18 protein-coding genes and 1 tRNA gene are annotated in these 18,295 nt (G+C 68.6%); 5 read left to right on the top strand and 14 right to left on the bottom strand.

What is annotated here, in order from left to right; translation table 11 throughout:
• Positions 1-23: 23 nt before the first annotated feature.
• The 6 genes from QE385_RS12765 to QE385_RS12740 form a co-directional block, all read right to left on the bottom strand.
• Positions 24-1,808 carry a methyl-accepting chemotaxis protein gene (locus QE385_RS12765; protein ID WP_307102384.1) on the bottom strand — a complete coding sequence of 595 codons (1,785 nt, stop codon included), beginning with the start codon at positions 1,806-1,808 and terminating at the stop codon, positions 24-26.
• A 59-nt stretch (positions 1,809-1,867) separates the two neighbouring features.
• Positions 1,868-2,371, bottom strand: coding sequence for a chemotaxis protein CheW (locus QE385_RS12760; protein WP_307102382.1), 504 nt, complete (start codon positions 2,369-2,371; stop codon positions 1,868-1,870).
• 4 nt (positions 2,372-2,375) lie between these two features.
• Entirely contained in the window at positions 2,376-4,373 is a 1,998-nt protein-coding gene (locus QE385_RS12755; protein WP_307102381.1) for a chemotaxis protein CheA, read from the bottom strand.
• The gene (locus tag QE385_RS12750) at positions 4,370-4,738 is read right to left on the bottom strand and encodes a response regulator (RefSeq protein ID WP_307102379.1); all 369 of its coding nucleotides are present in this window, start codon (positions 4,736-4,738) and stop codon (positions 4,370-4,372) included. Before QE385_RS12750 ends, QE385_RS12755 begins: the two co-directional genes overlap by 4 nt.
• On the bottom strand, positions 4,735-5,049 hold the full coding sequence (locus tag QE385_RS12745; RefSeq protein ID WP_307102377.1) for an STAS domain-containing protein: 315 nt from the start codon (positions 5,047-5,049) through the stop codon (positions 4,735-4,737). Before QE385_RS12745 ends, QE385_RS12750 begins: the two co-directional genes overlap by 4 nt.
• Positions 5,050-5,514: 465 nt before the next feature.
• Positions 5,515-6,333: an arylamine N-acetyltransferase gene (locus QE385_RS12740; RefSeq protein WP_307102375.1), complete on the bottom strand. Its 819-nt coding sequence runs from the start codon at positions 6,331-6,333 to the stop codon at positions 5,515-5,517.
• A 102-nt stretch (positions 6,334-6,435) separates the two neighbouring features.
• Here QE385_RS12740 and QE385_RS12735 point away from each other — a divergent pair, with 102 nt between their 5' ends.
• Positions 6,436-7,371: an L-threonylcarbamoyladenylate synthase gene (locus QE385_RS12735; protein WP_307102373.1), complete on the top strand. Its 936-nt coding sequence runs from the start codon at positions 6,436-6,438 to the stop codon at positions 7,369-7,371.
• A 171-nt stretch (positions 7,372-7,542) separates the two neighbouring features.
• Here the strand turns inward: QE385_RS12735 and msrA are convergent, their stop codons facing one another.
• Positions 7,543-8,082 (bottom strand): peptide-methionine (S)-S-oxide reductase MsrA, encoded by a 540-nt coding sequence (msrA, locus tag QE385_RS12730; protein ID WP_307102371.1) that lies wholly within the window; start codon positions 8,080-8,082, stop codon positions 7,543-7,545.
• A 77-nt stretch (positions 8,083-8,159) separates the two neighbouring features.
• Here msrA and galE point away from each other — a divergent pair, with 77 nt between their 5' ends.
• Both galE and QE385_RS12720 read left to right on the top strand, forming a co-directional pair.
• Entirely contained in the window at positions 8,160-9,167 is a 1,008-nt protein-coding gene (galE, locus tag QE385_RS12725; RefSeq protein WP_307102369.1) for a UDP-glucose 4-epimerase GalE, read from the top strand.
• A gap of 5 nt (positions 9,168-9,172) precedes the next feature.
• Entirely contained in the window at positions 9,173-10,024 is an 852-nt protein-coding gene (locus QE385_RS12720; RefSeq protein WP_307102367.1) for a CoA ester lyase, read from the top strand.
• On the opposite strand, the gene QE385_RS12715 is transcribed toward QE385_RS12720, so the two are convergent.
• The gene (locus QE385_RS12715; RefSeq protein ID WP_307102365.1) at positions 10,001-10,642 is read right to left on the bottom strand and encodes a phosphatase PAP2 family protein; all 642 of its coding nucleotides are present in this window, start codon (positions 10,640-10,642) and stop codon (positions 10,001-10,003) included. The genes QE385_RS12720 and QE385_RS12715 overlap by 24 nt on opposite strands.
• A gap of 292 nt (positions 10,643-10,934) precedes the next feature.
• On the opposite strand from QE385_RS12715, the gene QE385_RS12710 reads away from it, so the two are divergent.
• Positions 10,935-11,060, top strand: coding sequence for a hypothetical protein (locus QE385_RS12710; protein WP_307102364.1), 126 nt, complete (start codon positions 10,935-10,937; stop codon positions 11,058-11,060).
• A gap of 146 nt (positions 11,061-11,206) precedes the next feature.
• Here the strand turns inward: QE385_RS12710 and QE385_RS12705 are convergent, their stop codons facing one another.
• The 4 genes from QE385_RS12705 to folK form a co-directional block, all read right to left on the bottom strand.
• The gene (locus tag QE385_RS12705) at positions 11,207-12,301 is read right to left on the bottom strand and encodes a glycosyltransferase (RefSeq protein WP_307102362.1); all 1,095 of its coding nucleotides are present in this window, start codon (positions 12,299-12,301) and stop codon (positions 11,207-11,209) included.
• The gene (locus QE385_RS12700; RefSeq protein WP_307102360.1) at positions 12,298-14,844 is read right to left on the bottom strand and encodes a DegT/DnrJ/EryC1/StrS family aminotransferase; all 2,547 of its coding nucleotides are present in this window, start codon (positions 14,842-14,844) and stop codon (positions 12,298-12,300) included. Before QE385_RS12700 ends, QE385_RS12705 begins: the two co-directional genes overlap by 4 nt.
• A gap of 115 nt (positions 14,845-14,959) precedes the next feature.
• Positions 14,960-15,035 (bottom strand) — tRNA-Lys (locus QE385_RS12695).
• A 20-nt stretch (positions 15,036-15,055) separates the two neighbouring features.
• A complete protein-coding gene (gene folK, locus QE385_RS12690) occupies positions 15,056-15,532 on the bottom strand; it encodes a 2-amino-4-hydroxy-6-hydroxymethyldihydropteridine diphosphokinase (protein ID WP_307102358.1) in 477 nt (158 codons plus the stop codon).
• A 22-nt stretch (positions 15,533-15,554) separates the two neighbouring features.
• Between folK and QE385_RS12685 the strand changes: the two genes are divergently transcribed.
• Positions 15,555-16,229: a uracil-DNA glycosylase gene (locus QE385_RS12685; protein ID WP_307104720.1), complete on the top strand. Its 675-nt coding sequence runs from the start codon at positions 15,555-15,557 to the stop codon at positions 16,227-16,229.
• Between the two features lie 40 nt (positions 16,230-16,269).
• Here the strand turns inward: QE385_RS12685 and aguB are convergent, their stop codons facing one another.
• Positions 16,270-17,118, bottom strand: coding sequence for an N-carbamoylputrescine amidase (gene aguB, locus QE385_RS12680; RefSeq protein ID WP_307102357.1), 849 nt, complete (start codon positions 17,116-17,118; stop codon positions 16,270-16,272).
• Between the two features lie 19 nt (positions 17,119-17,137).
• Positions 17,138-18,160: a hypothetical protein gene (locus tag QE385_RS12675; protein ID WP_307102355.1), complete on the bottom strand. Its 1,023-nt coding sequence runs from the start codon at positions 18,158-18,160 to the stop codon at positions 17,138-17,140.
• Positions 18,161-18,295: the final 135 nt, after the last annotated feature.

The following is an 18,295-nucleotide window of genomic DNA, read 5'->3' as shown; positions in this document are numbered from 1 at the left end:
CGCCTCCCCCGGTTACGCAGCGATCAGGCGGCGCGTCCGAAATCGGCGTCCTCGCTGTCGGGACCGCCATTGGCCAGGTCGAGCGCGAAGCCGCGCACCCGCGCCTGCTGGTCGGCGATCGAGCCGGGTCGCGAGGCCGGGCTGGCCTTCTTGGCCGGCGCGGCGCGCTGGACGACCGGCTTGCGAACCGCCGAGCTGCGCACATGCTGGCCCCCAGCCTTCTCGACGCGGAAATAGGCGATGCCTTCCTGAAGCTCCTCGGCCTGGCTGGCCAGTTCCTCCGAGGTGGACGAGATCTGCTCGGACGCCGAGGCGTTCTGCTGGGTGACCTTGTCGAGCTGCTGGATCGCCTCGTTGATCTGGACCGCGCCGATATCCTGTTCGCGGCACGCGGCGCTGATCTCGGCGACCAGCTCGGCGGTGCGGCGGATGTCGGGGACCAGCTTGGTCAGCATCTCGCCCGCCTGGGTGGCGGCGGCGACGGTGTCGGACGACATGCCGCTGATCTCGGCCGCTGCCGACTGGCTGCGCTCGGCGAGCTTGCGGACCTCGGCGGCGACGACCGCGAAGCCACGACCATGTTCGCCCGCACGCGCCGCCTCGACCGCCGCGTTCAGCGCCAGCAGGTCGGTCTGGCGGGCGATTTCCTGCACGATGCCGATCTTCTCGGCGATGGTGCGCATCGCGACGACCGCCTTCTGTACCGCCGCACCGCTCTGTTCGGCGTCCTGCGACGACTGGCGTGCGATCTTCTCGGTCTGGGTCGCGTTATCGGCATTCTGTTTGATGTTGGCGGCCATCTGCTCCATCGAAGCGGAGGCTTCCTCGGCGGCGGCGGCCTGTTCGGTCGCGCCCTGGCTCACCTGCTCCGACGAGGAGGACAGCTGCTGCGAGCCCGCCGCGACATTCTGCGCCGCCTGGGTCGAGTCGCTCACCACGCCGCGCAGACGCTCGACCATCGAGACCAGTGCATGGCCCAGCACGTCCTTGTCCGACAGGGGCTGGTGGCTGATGGTCAGGTCGCCGCTGGCGATCGTATCGGCCAGCTGGGCGCTCTCGCGCAGATTGGCGGTCATGCGGTTGACGGTGTCGACCAGGTCCTTGATCTCGTCATTGGTCTTGACGGTCACATCCTGGCTGAGATCGCCGATGGCCACCGCGTCGAGCGCGACCGACACCTTGCTCAGCCCCTGCGACACCAGGCGCGCGATCCAGAAGGCCGCACCGATCGCGATCAGGATCGCCGCCACCGCCGTCGCCAGCAGGATGTTGCGGGCCTGCTCATATTGCGCATTGGTATCGGCATCGGCCTGCTTCATCGCGTCCTGCGCGATGTTGACGATCTGGTCGATCTGGTCGGACATGGTGCCCGCGATCTCGCGCGACTTGGACACCGAAAGCTGTCCGGCCTCGGCATTCTTGTTGACCAGTGCCAGGCTGCGAATCCGGTCGTTGACCGGCACATATTGCTCGAAGAGCGACTGGACCTGCATCCAGCGCGGCTTGCCGTCGGCGCTGGCGATGTTCAGCCCCGTCGCGATCATGTTGCGCGTCTCGCTGCGCGCCTTCATCACCTGTTCGTCGAACTTGCGGGTCAGCGCATCGTCGTTGGTCAGCGCCATGTTCTTTTCGAAGCGCAGCGTTTTGTTCATCCGCTCATTGACCATGAGCGCGATCTCCAGCCGCTTGGCGGGGCCCGCGATGACGTCGGTGATCGCCGTGTTCAGTGCGTTCATCTTGGCGATGCCGACGCCGATGACGGCCAGCAAAAGCAATATCGTGACGGCAAAGCTGGCCGCCAGTTTCATTTTTATCGTTGCTCGCATGATTTTGTCCCCCCGCGCAAATGGCTGATATGTCGTATATTTTAGTGGATGCTTGCCGCCTCGGTCGCATGGGCGGTCAGACGCGAGAACAGGGCCGCCAGATCGGGCAGGACGACGACATCGCCCTCGCGCCGGACCAGGCAGCGGACATGGTCGCGCGGCCAGCGCATGCCGATGACGGGCGCCTCCTCCGCATCGCCCGCATGCAGCACGGTCACCTCGTTCACCCGGTCGGCGGTCAGGCCGATCAGGATCGGATTGCCGTCCAGGTCGAGTTCGATGACGATGATCCGGCTGTCGGCGGTGGTGCTCAGCGCCTCCATCCCGAACGAACCGCGCAGATCGGCCAGCGGCACGATGCGCCCGCGAAAATTGATGACCGCCGCGGCCAGCGGATCGGCGCCCGGCACCGCGGTGACCGGCATCATGTCCAGTATCTCGCGGACGATGCCCGCCTCCAGTGCGAAGGTCTCTCCGCCCAGGCCGAAGGTCAGGACCTCCAGCCCCTGGTCGGGCGTCCATTGGGGTACTTTGTGATAGGGCATGGGCTTATCCAGCGGCCAGACGCCGCTCCTCCCTGGGCTGGCTCAGCGCGATCAGCTGGGCGATGTCGAGGATCAGGGCGACCGAACCGTCGCCCAATATGGTCGCGCCCGCAAAGGCCGCGACGTTGCGGTGAAGCGGCGACATTGCCTTGATCACCGTCTGGTGGTTGCCGATGATCTGGTCGACGACCAGGCCGACCCGCTCCTGGCCGGTGCCGACCACCACGATCTTCTGATAGGTGTCGGGCTTGGTCCCGGTGTCGAACAGGTCGCGCAGCCGCAGGAACGGCACCAGCCGCTCGCGCAGCGTGATGATGCTGCGCCCGCGCGAGCGCAGATCCTCCTCCAGCGACAGCTCCAGGCATTCCTCGACCGCCGCGAGCGGGATGACATAGCGTCCCTCGCCCACCCGGACGAGCAGCCCCTCGATGATCGCCAGCGTCAGCGGGATGCGCAGCGTGATGGTCGAACCCTGGCCGGGCACGCTCTTCACGTCGATCGAGCCGCGCAGGCTTTCGATCGTGCGCTTGACCACGTCCATGCCGACGCCGCGCCCGGACAGGTTGGTGACCTGCGCCGCCGTCGAGAAGCCGGGGTGGAAGATCAGGCCGAGCAGTTCGTCCTCGCCGACCACCTGCCCCGGCTGGATCAGGCCATTGGCCTCCGCCTTGGCACGGACCCGCTCGACATCAATGCCGCGCCCGTCGTCGGTGATGGTGATCAGCACCTCGCCGCCCGCCTGATGCGCGCTGAGGCGAATGAGGCCGCTGGCCGACTTGCCCGCCGCGAGGCGGTCCTCGGCCCGTTCCAGGCCATGGTCGCAACTGTTGCGGATGATATGGACCAGCGGGTCGAACAGCCGCTCGATCACCGTCTTGTCGACCTCGGTCGTCTCGCCCTCGGTGACGAGTTCGATCGTCTTGCCGGTTTCGATCGCCAGATCGTGGATCAGGCGGCGGAAGCGGCCGAACAGCGTCGAGACCGGCACCATGCGCAGGATCATCATCGTGTCGCGCATCTCGCCCGCCAGCCGCTCGATCTCCTCGGACACGGAGCGCAGGCTCAGGTCATGGCCATGGCCCGCCAGCTGCGACAAGCGGCTCTGCGCGATGACGAGCTCGCCGACCCGGTCCATCAGTTCGTCGAGACGCTCGGCGGGGACGCGGACATGCTCGCCCTGCGACCGGTTGGCCGGGGTGCGCGCGGGCTGGTCGTTCGCCGCGACCGGGGCCGTGGCGGCGGGTGCGGGCGCCGGAGCCGCGACGGGCGTTGCCGCCGCCGGTTCGTCCGCCACCGCCGGTTCCTCGCTCGCCTCGACCGCCAGCGGGGCGATGGTGATCTCCATATCGTCCATGACGAACAGGAAGACGTCCTCGATCGCGTCGCGCGAGATGTCGCCGATCAGCGTGCAGTCCCAGCCGACGACGCAATGGCCGGGCTCGAAGGTGCCGAGCGCGGGGATCTCGTCGGTCCGCGCGACGATCGTCGCCTCGCCCAACTCGCGCAGCTCGTCGAGCAGCGCCAGCGGATTGGTGCCATTGGCCATCGCGTCGGGCGGCAGGCGGAAGGACAGCGTCCAGCCCGTCCTGACCGGCGCGGCGACGGGCGCGGGCGCTTCGCCGGCCCCGCCCGCCGCGGCGTCGACCGCCGCCGCCAGCCGGGTCAGGATCGCCTGCCCCTCGGCCTCGGGCGCATCGCCCTCGACCAGCGCGCGCATATGGTCGCCCGCCGACAGGATGACCGACACCAGGTCCGGCGTCGCGCGGACATCGCCCTTGCGGACGCGGTCGAACGCGGTTTCACAATGATGGGTGAAGGCCGCCAGCTTGTCGAAGCCGAACATCGCGCCCGAGCCCTTGAGCGTGTGAAGCCCCCGGAACACGGCATTGACCAGGCTCATATCGTCCAGCCGGTGCCCCAGGTCGAGCAGCCCCTGTTCGACCTGCTCCAGAAGCTCGCCCGCCTCGATCCGGAAGGCGGCTGTCGGGTCCTCGCCGCTCACCGTGCGAGGACCTTCTGCGCGACGCGGATCAGCTGTTCGGGCTGGAAGGGCTTGACCAGCCAGCCGGTCGCGCCCGCCGCCTTGGCCTGCGCCTTCATCGCGTCGTCCGATTCGGTGGTCAGGAAGATGATCGGCACACCCGCTTGGGCGGGTTGCTGGCGCAGCGCGCGGATCATTTCCAACCCGTCCATATTGGGCATGTTCAGGTCGGTGACGATCAGGTCGAACCGGGTCGCGGTCGCCTTGCTCAGCCCCTCGACGCCGTCCGCGGCTTCGGTCACCGCATAGCCCGCGCCGGTCAGCGCGATGCGGATCGCCATGCGCAAGGAGGCGCTGTCGTCAACGGTAAGGATCGAGGCGGTCATTGGTCCGTATCTCCGTGGAACCAGAATTGGCTGTGTTCGGGGTTGGGGTGGGGCAGGAAGGCCGCCCGGTTGAGAAGCGCGCGGAAGGACTCGCCCGCCGGGGCCGCCAGGGCGAAATCGCAATCGACCTCCGCCGCGCCGACCCGTGCCGCCTGGACGAGCTGGACGACGCTCAGATCGGGGGCGGCGACCTCGGAGAGATCCAGCCGGACCGTCGCGCCCGGCGTGATGGCCGCCTGCAATTCCTCGGCAAGCGTGCCGATGTTCGGCAGGCACAGATTCTCGCTTGCCATCACTGTCGTGATCGACATGATTTTATCCTTCGCAGCAAAGATTCGACGGCGCAGGATCGCGCCTGCGTCGAGGATCACTTATCTATCGGGACGATCGTCAAGATTTCGGCGCCCGGTTCCGTATCCCAATCGGGAGTCACCCTTGTCGCGCGGCTGCACCCGGCTTGCCTTGGCACGGGTGAAGGGGCGTCTTTAAGGGTCACTCATTTGTAATTCCCCCGCATTCATTTGGAGGGATAGGGAACAAAGGTAAAATGCCCCTTAAATGGGCAAAATTTTCTGCCCAAAATGGCGAATTATTGGCCGCACCTGCGCGATGTCCTGAAAAGCCGCCATTCCATGGGCATCAGATGGCGCGGCGCGCACGGGACAACCGGTCCGGGGAAGCATCCGCCGGACGGCATTTCGTTGAAGATCGATCGGGCGCGACCGCGAATCGCACCGCCATCGGGCGACGGCGCGATTCGCGGACGGGGTTCGGGACTATTCGGCGAACAGGGTCGCGGTTTCGTCGGCGGTCAGGTCGATGCCGAACATCAGGCTCATCCGCATCCGATAGACGCGCGGATCGGTGATCGTCCCTTCCGTCACCTCCTGCCCGACGCAGCGGCGATAATGCCGGCCGGTCAGCGTCGCAAAACCGCGCGGCAGGATGATGCTGACGATATTGGCCAGGCGGAACCGGCTCTCTTCATAGGTCGAGGTCCAGTGATTGCCCATCGCCAGATCGGCATCCCAGACATGGTCGGTGGTGAAGCTGTATTGCGGCTCCCACCCCTCGCCCATCGAGCGGCCGTCGGTGTTGCCCGGATGCCCGTCGCGCAGCAGCATCCAGCCATGCTGGACGTCGCGGGCCAGCCGGAAGCGCGCGCCGTCGGGGCCGTCCGCCTCCGCTCCGTCGACCAGCGGCATCGGCGGCGAATAGCTGCCCCCGAAGCCCGCATCGGCGATCCAGTCCTGGCCGTCGATATGGACGAGGCTGAACGTATGGGTGGTCGGCGGCACGTCGGTCGCGCGCAGCCAGACCCGCGCCAGGAGCGGCCGCGCGGCAAAGCCATGCGCCGCCAGCACGTCGAGGAGCAGCCGGTTCTGCTCGAAACAATATCCGCCGCGCCGGGCCCCGACCAGCTTGGCGAACACGCTGGCACTGTCGATCGCGATCGGACGGCCGAGGCGGACGTCGAGATTCTCGAACGGGATGGCCAGCCGGTGCGCGCGCTGCAACCGCGCCAGCCCTTCGGCATCGACGGTCACGCGCGAGGGAAGGGCGATGCGGGCGAGATAGGAATCGAGGTCGAACATGGCCCAGCAGATAGGATGCCCGACCGCGATTGTCGAAGGGGCGCGCGCATGGCCCTGCCCCCTTATCGCGCACGTCGCAACAGGATATAGGCCGCGTCAGCCATGACCTTTCCCGACCACGACCCGACCCTGCCCTTCGGCCCTTCCGCGATCCGTGCCGCCGCCGCGGTGATCGCGGCGGGCGGGATCGTCGCGGTGCCGACCGAGACGGTCTATGGCCTCGCCGCCGATGCGACCGACGCGGCGGCGGTGGCGCGCATCTATGCGGCCAAGGGGCGGCCGTCCTTCAACCCGCTGATCGTCCATGTCGCCGATCTGGCGGCGGCGCAGGTGCTGGCCGACTTCGATGCCGAGGCGCTGGCGCTGGCCGAGGCGTTCTGGCCCGGCCCGCTGACGCTGGTGCGCCCGGTCCGGGCGGGGTCGGGCATCGCTTCGCTGGTGACGGCGGGGCTGAACACGGTGGCGATCCGGGTGCCGCGCCACCGCGCGATGCAGGCCCTGCTGGCGGAGAGCGGCCGTCCGCTCGCCGCCCCCTCCGCCAATGCCAGCGGCGGGATCAGCCCGACCCGCGCCGCCCATGTCCGCGCCAGCCTGGGGCCGGACGTACCCATTCTGGACGACGGCGCGACCGAGGCGGGGGTGGAATCGACGATCGTCGCGGGCCGCACCATCCTGCGCCCCGGTCCGGTCACGGCGGCGATGCTGTCGGGCGTGCTGGGCACGGTCGAACAGGGGCCGGACGCCCCCGCGATCGTCACCGCGCCGGGGCAGCTCGCCAGCCATTATGCCCCGCGCAAGGCGCTGCGGCTGAACGCCACGGCAGCGGATGCGGACGAATGGCTGATCGGCTTCGGCGCGGTCGCGGGCCATGACACGCTGTCGGCGAGCGGCGATCCGGTGGAGGCCGCCGCACGGCTGTTCGACGCCCTCCACCGCGCCGATGCGAGCGACCACGCCCGCCTGGCGGTCGCCCCGATCCCGGCGGACGGGATCGGCGAGGCGATCAACGACCGGCTGCGGCGCGCGGCGACACGCTAAGACGCCGCCCAACCTCCGTTCAGCCTGAGCGTAGTCGAAGGCCACGCCCCGGACTGTCGCCAAAAATGCCTTCGTGGCGTCGGCCAATCCCTTGGCCTTCGACTACGCTCAGGCTGAACGGGGGTGAGGGCTGGAGGCAGGAAGTGTCCCGCCCCCAGCCCCATACCTGCTTTACGCCGTCACTGCCTTCGACCGCGCGGCGAAGCTCTTGCGCAGCTTCTGGAGCTTGGGCGGGATCACCGCCATGCAATAGGGGTTGGACCGTCCCGAGGTTTCCCAATAATCCTGGTGATAATCCTCCGCAGGATACCATTCGGCCATCGGCTCGATCGTGGTGACGATCGGCTTGTCGCTGCCGTCCTGCGCGCGCGCCTTCGCCGCCACCATCGCGGTCTCCTGCGCCTCGTCGGCCGGGAACATCGCCGAGCGATATTGCGTGCCGACGTCATTGCCCTGGCGGTTCAGCTGCGTCGGGTCATGCGTCGCGAAATAGATGTCGAGCAGATCGTCCAGCGCCAGCTGCTCGGGGTCGAAACCGATACGGATCGCCTCGGCATGGCCGGTATCGCCGCCGCACACCTGCTTGTAGGTCGGGTTGGGCACGGTCCCGCCGATATAGCCGCTCTCGACCGACTCGACCCCGATCACGTCCTTGAACACCGCCTCGGTGCACCAGAAACATCCGCCGGCCAGCGTCACATATTCGGTCACTCGGAATCTCCTTGTCGTCTTGTGTGCCTAGATAGGAAGGCGCTAGGCGACGACAATCCAAGGCTTTGGGACAAAAGATGATGGCGACGATCGACGGCAAGGTGATGGTGACCGGCGGCGCCGGCTATATCGGCAGCCATGCCGTGCTGGCGCTGCTGGATGCGGGCTATGAGGTCGTCGTGCTCGACAATCTCGTCACCGGCTTCGATTGGGCGGTCGATCCGCGTGCCTCGCTGGTGGTCGCTAATGTCGCCGACGACGAGGCGGTGCGCGCCGCGATCCGCGAGCATGGCGTGCGCGCGATCATGCACTTCGCCGGTTCGATCATCGTCCCCGAATCGGTCACCGATCCGCTCAAATATTATCGCAACAACACCGCCGCCAGCCGTTCGCTGATGGAAAGCGCGGTGGCCGAGGGCGTGGCGCACTTCATCTTCTCCTCGACCGCCGCAACCTATGGCACGCCCGAACGCGTGCCGATCAAGGAGAGCGATCCCAAGGCGCCGATCAATCCCTATGGCATGTCCAAGCTGATGACCGAGATCATGCTGAAGGACGTCGCCGCCGCGCATCCGATCAACTATTGCGCGCTGCGCTATTTCAACGTCGCGGGCGCCGATCCGCAGGGCCGTTCGGGCCAGTCGACGGTCGGCGCGACCCATCTCATCAAGATCGCGGTCGAGGCGGCGATCGGCAAGCGTGAGGCGGTCGGCGTCTATGGCACCGACTTCGCGACCCGCGACGGCACCGGCGTGCGCGACTATATCCATGTCTCCGACCTTGCCGCCGCGCATGTCGCCGCGCTGGAGCTGCTGGTCGCGCAGCCGGGCGAGAGCCACACGCTCAACTGCGGCTATGGTCGCGGCTTCTCGGTCCTCGAGGTGCTCGACGCGGTCGACCGGGTGACGAACCTGACCATCGAGCGCCGGATGGAGGGCCGCCGCGCGGGCGATCCCGCGGAACTGGTCGCCGACAATAGCGCGATCCTGGCGGCGCTGCCCTGGCGCCCGCAGCGCGACGACCTCGACGGCATCGTCCGCGACGCGCTGGCCTGGGAGCGCAAGCTGGCCGAAATGGGCCGCTGACGCCGATGCGGCTGCGTTCGCTCCTGTTCGTGCCGGGCGACCAGCCCAGCCTGATGGCCAAGGCGCTGCGGACGGAGGCGGACGCGCTGATCCTCGACCTGGAGGATTCGGTCGCGACCCAGGCCAAGCCGGCGGCGCGCGAGGCGGTCGCCCGCTTCCTGTCCGCCCCGCGCGAGACGGACAAGGCCATCTTCGTCCGGATCAACCCGGTCGACGGACCGCTGGCCGCCGACGATCTCGGTGCCATCCTGCCCGCGCGTCCCGACGGCCTCGTCCTGCCCAAGGCGGAGGGGCTGGCCAGCCTGGACGCGCTGGCGGCGCTGGGGGTGGCGGACATCCCCGTCCTGCCCCCCATCCTGCCCATCGCCACCGAGACCCCGGCGGCGATCTTCCGGCTGGGCGACTATGCGGACGCGCGCCTGCCGCTCGCCGGGTTGACCTGGGGCGCGGAGGATCTGCCCGCCGCGATCGGCGCCACGACCGCGCGCCATGCCGATGGCGGCTATACCGCCCCCTATCAGCTGGCCCGTTCGCTGACCCTGTTCGGGGCGCATGCGGCGGGCGTCGCGGCGATCGAGACGGTCTATCCCGATTTCGGCGACGCGGAGGGGCTGGCCGATTATGCCGCGCGCGGGCGGCGCGATGGCTTTACCGGCATGATGGCGATCCATCCCCGGCAGGTACCGGTGATCAACGCCGCCTTCACCCCGACCTCCGAAGAAGTGATCCGGGCGCAGGCGATCGTCGACCTGTTCGGGGCGAACCCCGGCGCGGGGGTGCTCCAGCTGGACGGCAAGATGCTCGATGCGCCGCACCTGAAGGCGGCACAGCGGCTATTGGCGCGCGCCGCGCCATGACTCGCGGGCGGCGGCGGTCGCCCACCACCAGCCCAGCGCCCAGAGCGTTCCGAAACACCATCCGGCGGCCACGTCGGACGGCCAGTGCACGCCCAGATAGACGCGGCTGACCCCGATCATCCCGACCAGCAGCACCGCCAGGATCACGATCATGTGGCGCACCCGCCGCTCCTGCGTCACCTGAGTCGCGAGCGCGGCCAGCGTCAGATAGACCATCGCGCTGCCCGCCGCATGGCCGCTGGGAAAGCTGGCATTGGACACGTCGACCCAGTGCGGCACCAGATCGGGCCGCGCCCGCGCGACGATCGTCTTGACCAGCGTCACCGCCATGCCCCCGCTGATCCCCGCCGCCGCCGTGGCGATCGCGGTCAGCCACAGCCGACGCGCGGCCAGCAGCGATACGGCCCCCGCCATGATGAGGATCAGCACCGGCACGCTGCCCAGCGCGGTGACATCGACCGCCGCCCGCATCAGCGCGCGCGACTGGCCATGCGCGCGCAGCCCGGTCAGAATCGCCCGGTCCCAGGCAAAGGGCCAGTGATCGATCAGCAGGCCCAGAATCAGCAGAAGCGCCAGCGCCATTGCGCCCGCAGCGGCGCCACGCAACGCCAGCGGCATGGTCGAGGGTCGAACACCGGGTTCGCTCAACACGGATGCGGGGCACATATCGGGGACGGGGTTCGGGTCTGTCATAGAAGGGTGCTGATCATGCCATCTCCCTGGCAAGGCAAGGGGAAATGCCCGATTTCCGGGCCTGGCGAGGCCAAGGCACGCATTTGTCCCTCTCCTTTTTCCTGAACGGAGAATTTATCAATCAGGCTGATTTGAAAAATGGGTTTGCTTCTCGGCGAATTTTGTCGCAGAAATGTCTCATACCGGCAGGCAGACCGGTCGGAGAGGACCGATGACCATGAACGATAACGCCATTTCGCCCGTTGACCGTTTGCTGATCCTGGCCTTCGGTGCGATGGCCAGCTGGATCGCCGTTGGCGGCGTCGCGCTGGGCGCCTCGCGACTGGTTCATCATCTTTTCTGATTTTTCCGGGGCTTGCGGATCGACAAGCCCGGCTCCCAAGACGCACTGATTGCCATCCCCCGCGCAGCCCCCTCTGCGCGGGCTTTTGTTTGGACCGTCCGCAAGCGGCCCTTCCCAATCCCGAAGCGCGACGTCGACGCCGCGAATCACCCCTTGGGCGATTCGTTTTCGACGGTGGATGAGTCCAATTCCCGACGGATGCGACGCAGCTGTCGCACCGCGCCGATGGCACGCCAGCGCAGCAGATCGTCCAGTCCCGCATAGCCCAGCCCCAGATGCGGCGGCCGCGCGCTCAGCACATCGCCCAGCGTCACGCGGCCCGAGCGCAGCGCGGCGCGCGCCAGTTGCCGCCATCGCCGCGCGGTTTCCCAGCGGATCAGCGCGAGGGATTCGTCACGCGGCGCGACCTCGGCGACGAAGGCCGCCTGCAATCCGGCGATCGCCCGTCCCAGCCGCCGGAACATCGCCCCGTCCGCGACCGGGACGCCGCCCATATTGTGCCGGACCAGCAGCCGCGCGACCGCCTCGGCCTCCGCGCCCAGATGCCGCCGATGCGCCTCGGCCAGCACCCGCGTCGCACTGTCCCGCATCGTGTCGGTGAAGCGCTTGGACACGCCCCCGGCATGCTGGCGATAGATCAGCAGCGGCTCGTCGAGCCGCGCGATCCGGCCGAATCGGCGGATGCGATGATACAGGTCGAAATCCTCGGCATAGAGGATGTCGGGCCGCGTGAACGGATCGAGCCGCCGCGCGACCTCGGCACGGACCATCACCGTCGACCAGACCAGCGGATTCTCGATCCAGCTCAGCCAGGCTATCAGATCGGGGGTGGTGTGCGGCGCATAGTTCATGGGCAGGATCCGCCCCTCGACCCATTGCTCCGCCTGCGCGCCCACCAGCACGACATCGGGATTCGCCTCCAGATAGGCGACCTGCCGCGCCAGCCTTTCGGGACGGCAGAGATCGTCCTGGTCCAGCCCCGCCAGATAGCGCCCCCGCGCCTCGGCAAAGCCGCGATTGCGCGTCCGCACCGGCCCGCCATTCACCGCATTCTCGATCAGGCGGACACGCGGATCGCGCCAGTGGCGCACCAGCGCGCGGGTGTCGTCGGACGAGCAGTCGTCGACGACCAGCGCCTCCCACCGGGTCAGCGTCTGGGTTTCCAGGCTGGCCAGCGTCTCACCGATCAGCGCCGCGCCGTTATAGGCGGGAATGACGACGCTGACGATCGGATCGCTCATGCCGCCGCCGCACCCGATTGCGCATCGCCCTGCCCCAGCACCTGATCGACGATCATCCGGCCGACATCATTCTGCCACAGCCACAGTCCGTTGGCCTGCCCCCGGAAGCTCTTCTCTCCCCCCAGCGGCCCCCAGGGCACGAAACCGGCGGACAGGCCGATGCCATAGGCGCCCGGCACCGGGCGATCCTGCGCATCGAGGATATGGCAATGGCGGTCGACCATCGGCCGCCCCTCCTCATGCGCCAATGCGATGGCCACCCCGTCGGCGTCGAACAGCGGCAGCGCGCGCGGGCGATAGCCGAGCGCCCCGATCACCAGATCGGCCGCGCCGATGATGGCGCGCGCGTGCAGGTCCGCCTCTCCCGCGATCCGGTGAAGCGCCAGCCGCGGATCGGGCGTGCGCCCGCCAAGCGCCAGCATCCGCAGGACCAGTTCGCGCGACTCCAGCCGCAACCCGGCAAGGCGCAGCACGAAGCCGCTGACCGGGCAGATGTCGTCCGGGGTGAAATCGGTGAACCCCTCGGCATGGGCGGCCTCGACCGTCGGGAAGAAGGGCTTGGGCGGTGTCCGGGCGAGCAGGGTGATCGCCTCCGCTCCGAAGGGCAGATCATGGCATTTGAGCAGTTGCACGGCGCAGGCGATCGCGCTGGTCGATGCGCCGATGATCGCGACGCGGGGCGCACGGACACCCGCCAGCCGCTCCCGCACCCGATCGATCCCGCCATGCCGCAGCAGCGCGTCGGATCGCATCAGCCGGTCCCCCGCCATATCGCCCAGCCGCGCGCCCGCCACCATCGTGTCGGCCATCTGTTCGTCGGTCTGGTATCCCCCCGTGGCGATGACGATATGCCGCGAGGTCAGGGTGCGGACGCCATCGGGACCGTTCAGGGTGGTGCGCCACCCGCCATCCGCCATGCGGTCCGCGCGCAATGCCTCGGTCGCGGTCAGGACCGCCCCGCCATGATCCGTGACGATCCCGCGCAGCCGCTGCGCCGTCGCCTCCAGCAGCGGCGCGGTATCGCGGAGCGGCGCGCCCAGCGCCCCGCAATAGCCCGCCATCACCTGCCCCGCCGGATGCGCCTCCAGCGCGGCCAGTTCGGGATGCGGATTGCCCTTCACCGCCGACAAGAAGGTCTCGGCGGTGGTGTCCGACCGGATGGCATAGCCGCCCAGCTCGCCCGCGCCGATCCGGTCCGACCGTTCGACCAGGACCAGTCCCTGCCGGGCCAGCGGCGCCAGCTGTCCCGTCTTGCTCGCCGCGATCAGGATCGCGGTTCCCGCCGGGCCTCCCCCCACCACCAGGCAACCACAGGGCCGGTCGCGGTCCGGCGCGGGCGCGCCCTCGGCGGCGATGCGCGCGACCACCGCCTTCAGCCGCTCGGCGACGATCCCGGCATCGCCCGGCTTCATCCCGTCCGTGATCGGCAGGCTCAGCATCCGCACCGACAGCGCATCCGCCACCGGGGTCGGCTGGATCAGCGCAGTGTCGCGGAACAGCGGCTGCTCGCCGAGATGCGGGCTGAAATAATGGCCCGCCCCGACGCCGTCCGCCGCCAGGGCGGCGATCACCGCATCGCGCCGCGCCGCAATGGCGGGCGGCAACAGCACCGGCATGAACTGCGTCGCCTGCCGCCGCCCCCGCTCCGCCTGAAAGCCATAGCCGGGCAGGCTGTCGCGATATTCGCGGTCCAGATCCGCGCGCGCGGCGCAGACGGCGTCGATCTCCGCCAGTTTCACGCGCGCCATCAGGGCCAGTATCTCGGGCATCTTGGCGTTGATACCGGGCAGCGTCGCGACCCGCCCGCGCTCGAAACCGAAATTCACCATCGCGCGCAACTGGTCGATGCGGTCGCCATCGCCGCTATAGACCAGCCCGCCCTCCCCGACCGAAAAGGTCTTGGTCGCGTGCATCGAATAGACCAGCGTGAAGGGCGCACCCGTGCCGAACCCCTGCCCCCGTTCGTCCAGCGTGCCCAGCGACGCCGCCGCATCGACGACCACGCCCACGCCATGGCGTCTGGCCAGCCAGGCATAGCGATCCAGGTCGATGTCCGTGCCGAACGTGGCATAGGGCACGATCGCCCCGATCCGGTCGCCATGGCGCGCGAGCATCCGCTCCTCCTCGCCCGGGTCGGCCGTCCAGTTCTGCGGATCGACATCGACGATCAACGGCGTCAGCCCCGCCCAGATCGCCGCCTGCGCGGTCGCGGCAAAGGTCATGGCGGGCATCATCGCCAGCATGCCGGGCTTCGGCGTCATGCCCGCCGCCTGCCGGATGGCGATCATCAGGCCCAGGGTCGCATTGCCCACCGCCAGCGCCGCCCCCCGGCCGTCGAAGAGTCGGTCCACCATCTCCGCCTCGAGCGCGCGGACTTCGGGGCCGTTGTTGCTGAACTGCCCGGACGCCTCGATCCGCTTCAGCCCGTCCAGATGTTCGGACAGCCGGGGCGGTCGGGGGGCGATCAGCGGAAAATCCATGCGGCGCTCGTCCTGTTCGGCGCGCCAGCATCCTACGTCATTGGCGCCGCTACGGATTACCATGGGGCAGCCCCTGCCGCCATGACCCCATCGTGCCACGCGTATCAGGCGGGGACGCGGCGGGGCGCTTATGCCACCTGCCGATCGGGAAAGGTCCGCAATGTCTTGAAACACCCCGTGGTGGGTCCGCCGGGACTCGAACCCGGGACCTCTCGATTAAAAGTCGCTTGCTCTACCAACTGAGCTACGGACCCTCCATCGGGGTGGAAGCGACCTAGGGGCGCGGACGCCTGCGGTCAACACCATGTCGCAAATGTCTCACCCGGCGGCCGTCGCGCGGATCGCGCCAGTCCGCGGCGATGGCGGCCAGCGGGTGCAGCACGAAGGCGCGTGCGGCATAGGCGATGTGTGGGACAACGAGTCCCGGCGACCGCCAGACCCCGCCCGACCACAGGATGATGTCGAGGTCGATCACCCGCGCGCCCCAGCGCTGCCCGCGCCGCCGCCCGAAGGCGCGTTCGATCGCCTTCAGCCGCGCCAGCATCGCGGGCGGATCGAGCGGGCTGTCGACCAGCGCGGCGGCATTGGCGAAGGCCCGGATCGACGGGCCGACCGGCGCGGTGACGATGATCGGCGACACCGCGCGGACATCGCCCAGCTTGGCCAGCGCCGCGCGGATCTCGGCGCGCGGCGAGCCATGCCGCCCCGGACGGTTGGAACCCAGCGCGATGGCATAGCTTGTCGTCGTCATGCCCGACGACTACCCGAGCGCGATGTCCGATGCATCCTTTCCCGCCATCCCCGCACCGCTCGTGCCCGTCCAGCCGCCCCATGACTGCCCGCTATGCCCCCGCCTGGTCGAGGTCCGCCACGCGGTCGCCGCCGAATATCCCGGCTGGTGGAACGGCCCCGTGCCGCCCTTCGGCGATGCCGATCCCTGGCTGGCGATCGTCGGCCTGGCCCCCGGCAAGCATGGCGCGCATCGTACCGGCCGCCCCTTTACCGGCGATGGCGCCGGGCCGCTGCTCTATGGCACGCTCGCCCGGTTCGGGCTGGCCGAGGGGAATTTCGACGCGCGGGTCGATGACGGCCTGACGCTGAACGGCGCGGTGATCCTGAACGCGGTCAAGTGCCTGCCGCCCGAGAACAAGCCGACGCCCGACGAAATCCGCACCTGCCGCACCTTCCTGGAGCAGGAACTCGCCGCGCTGCCCCGGCTGTCGGTCGTCATCGCACTGGGCGAGATCGCGCACCGATCGGTCATCAAGGCACTGGGCGGACGCCTGCCCAAGGCGCGGTTCGCGCATCTGGCCGAGCACCGCCTGCCCGGCGGCGGGCCGGTGGTGCTCGATAGCTATCACTGCTCGCGCTACAACCAGAATACCGGGCGACTGACCCCCACCATGTTCGAGGCGGTGTTCGAACGGGCGCTGGCCTTGCGGGGATGATCCCCCTCCTCCCCAAGCGCGCCTGGGGAGGAACAAGACGTCAGATATCCTGGACCAGCCGCCCGTACAGCTCGGGACGGCGGTCGCGGAAGAAGCCGAACGCCGCGCGGTGGCGCTTCACCCGGTCGATGTCGAGCGTGGCGACGATCACGCCCTCTTCCTCGCGGTCCAACTCCGCCAGGATGTCGCCGCGCTCGTCGCAGATGAAGCTGGTGCCGTAGAAGGTCTGACCATGCTCGCAGCCGACCCGGTTGGCCGCGACGATCGGCACGACGTTCGACACGGCATGGCCGACCATCGCGCGCCGCCACAGCCGGGCGGTGTCGAGGCTGTCGTCATGCGGCTCGCTGCCGATCGCGGTGGGGTAGAACAGGATTTCGGCGCCCATCAGCATCATCGCGCGCGCCGTCTCCGGGTACCATTGGTCCCAGCAGATGCCGACGCCCAGCTTGGTCGCGGGGCCGTCCCACACCTTGAACCCGGTATTGCCGGGGCGGAAATAGAATTTCTCCTCATAGCCCGGACCGTCCGGGATATGGCTCTTGCGATAGACGCCCGCGACCTGCCCGTCGGGATTGATCATCGCCAGCGAGTTATAGTGATGCGGGCCATCCGCCTCGAAGAAGCTGGTCGGGATATGGACCTTCAGCTCGGAGGCCAGCGCCTGCATCGCGCGCACCGCCTTGTGCTCGGCGGTCGGCTTGGCGTTGGCGAACAGTCCCTCGTCCTCGACGCGGCAGAAATATTCGCCCTCGAACAATTCGGGCGGCAGGATCACCTGCGCCCCCTGGGCCGCCGCCTCGCGAACGAGGCGCGACACCTCGGCGATGTTGCGGTCGATATCGGCGGTGAAGGCCAGTTGCAGCGCGGCGACGGTGATCTGGGTCATGGCCACGCCCTTTAATGGCTCAGGACCGGCCCGTCACCCGCCGAGTGACCAGCCGGGCGCGCAATTCGTCGAGGAAGCGACCGGGCTCGTCGAGCCGCAAGGCGATCGCGTGGACCGGCGCGCCATGCCAGGGCGAACGGGGCGGCAGCGGCGTTTCGAGCCGGAGCATCAGGTTGGGCCAGGCGAGCAACGCCACGTTCCAGCTGCCCGGCGCCCGCACCGTCTCTCCATCGGGATTCGCCGTGACTTCGGCGATCGCTTCATAGGGGATTATCCGGTCGATCAGAATCCCGGCGCGAATCCGTACCCCCGTCGGGGTCAGCAACACAGGTGCCAGCCGCAGCGACTTGATGAGGCCGACCAGATAGAGAAGCGACACGTCGCTGATCGCGAACAGGATCCACGCCAGCGTCCGGTTCCAATGCGCAATGAGCAGGTGCGTGACCCCGATCTCGATGCAGGATAGCAGCAGCAGCGCGATCATCATCGGCTGGAGATAGCGGTGATAGGCAAAGCCGATCGTCCCCGGCGGCACGTCGGGTGCGCCGTTCCAGCGAAACAGGGCCAGATGCAGCAGCCTCGCCTCGGCCATGGCGAAGCGCGCGAGTGGCGGGGGTAGAATTTCGCCAAGCAATGCGCCCCAGCGATCGGGATCACGCGCATCCCAATGTCGCACCCGCTCCGCCACGCGCCACAGGCCCCAGCCGCCATGAAGGCCGATCGCGACCACCGGCACCGCCAGCGCCCAGGGCATGTCGACCAGGGCGGCGCGGATCGGCACCGGCGACAGGGAAAGGACCGCCGAGCCCGCCATCGCCATGGCAGCAATGCCCGCGCGCCAGCCGGGACGGCGATGGCGGGCGATCAGGCCCAGCATCATCGCGTCGGAAGCGATCCACAGGAACAGCAATGCCGCTGCATGGGGATGGGCCAGTGCGATCGGCAGGCGGAGCAGGGCCGCCGCCGCCATGATGACGAGGGGAGGAACGATGGCCGACCAGACGGAACGATCGGGCGTGGCAGTCGAGCGGGCGATCATCATGGCGCATCCCCCTTCTATCATGAAAGGAGTAGCACCTTATGCGAGGGGCCGCATCCCCGATCCCTCTCCGCTGGAAGCGTTACACAGCAAAAAGGCCCGCGCTCCCCTCTGGAAGCGCGGGCCTTTTGTCGGCCG

Source organism: Sphingomonas sp. SORGH_AS_0950, assembly GCF_030818415.1.
In the GTDB taxonomy this organism is placed as follows: Bacteria; Pseudomonadota; Alphaproteobacteria; order Sphingomonadales; family Sphingomonadaceae; genus Sphingomonas.
This window is presented reverse-complemented; position numbering and strand designations above follow the sequence as displayed.

Coding starts and splice junctions, on each gene's coding strand:
- QE385_RS12765 (WP_307102384.1), bottom strand. CDS start 1,808: ATGAAACTGGCGGCCAGCTTTGCCGTCACGATATTGCTTTTGCTGGCC.
- QE385_RS12760 (WP_307102382.1), bottom strand. CDS start 2,371: ATGCCCTATCACAAAGTACCCCAATGGACGCCCGACCAGGGGCTGGAG.
- QE385_RS12750 (WP_307102379.1), bottom strand. CDS start 4,738: ATGACCGCCTCGATCCTTACCGTTGACGACAGCGCCTCCTTGCGCATG.
- QE385_RS12745 (WP_307102377.1), bottom strand. CDS start 5,049: ATGTCGATCACGACAGTGATGGCAAGCGAGAATCTGTGCCTGCCGAAC.
- QE385_RS12740 (WP_307102375.1), bottom strand. CDS start 6,333: ATGTTCGACCTCGATTCCTATCTCGCCCGCATCGCCCTTCCCTCGCGC.
- QE385_RS12735 (WP_307102373.1), top strand. CDS start 6,436: ATGACCTTTCCCGACCACGACCCGACCCTGCCCTTCGGCCCTTCCGCG.
- galE (WP_307102369.1), top strand. CDS start 8,160: ATGATGGCGACGATCGACGGCAAGGTGATGGTGACCGGCGGCGCCGGC.
- QE385_RS12720 (WP_307102367.1), top strand. CDS start 9,173: ATGCGGCTGCGTTCGCTCCTGTTCGTGCCGGGCGACCAGCCCAGCCTG.
- QE385_RS12715 (WP_307102365.1), bottom strand. CDS start 10,642: ATGCCGCTGGCGTTGCGTGGCGCCGCTGCGGGCGCAATGGCGCTGGCG.
- QE385_RS12710 (WP_307102364.1), top strand. CDS start 10,935: ATGAACGATAACGCCATTTCGCCCGTTGACCGTTTGCTGATCCTGGCC.
- QE385_RS12705 (WP_307102362.1), bottom strand. CDS start 12,301: ATGAGCGATCCGATCGTCAGCGTCGTCATTCCCGCCTATAACGGCGCG.
- QE385_RS12700 (WP_307102360.1), bottom strand. CDS start 14,844: ATGGTAATCCGTAGCGGCGCCAATGACGTAGGATGCTGGCGCGCCGAA.
- folK (WP_307102358.1), bottom strand. CDS start 15,532: ATGACGACGACAAGCTATGCCATCGCGCTGGGTTCCAACCGTCCGGGG.
- QE385_RS12685 (WP_307104720.1), top strand. CDS start 15,555: ATGTCCGATGCATCCTTTCCCGCCATCCCCGCACCGCTCGTGCCCGTC.
- aguB (WP_307102357.1), bottom strand. CDS start 17,118: ATGACCCAGATCACCGTCGCCGCGCTGCAACTGGCCTTCACCGCCGAT.
- QE385_RS12675 (WP_307102355.1), bottom strand. CDS start 18,160: ATGATGATCGCCCGCTCGACTGCCACGCCCGATCGTTCCGTCTGGTCG.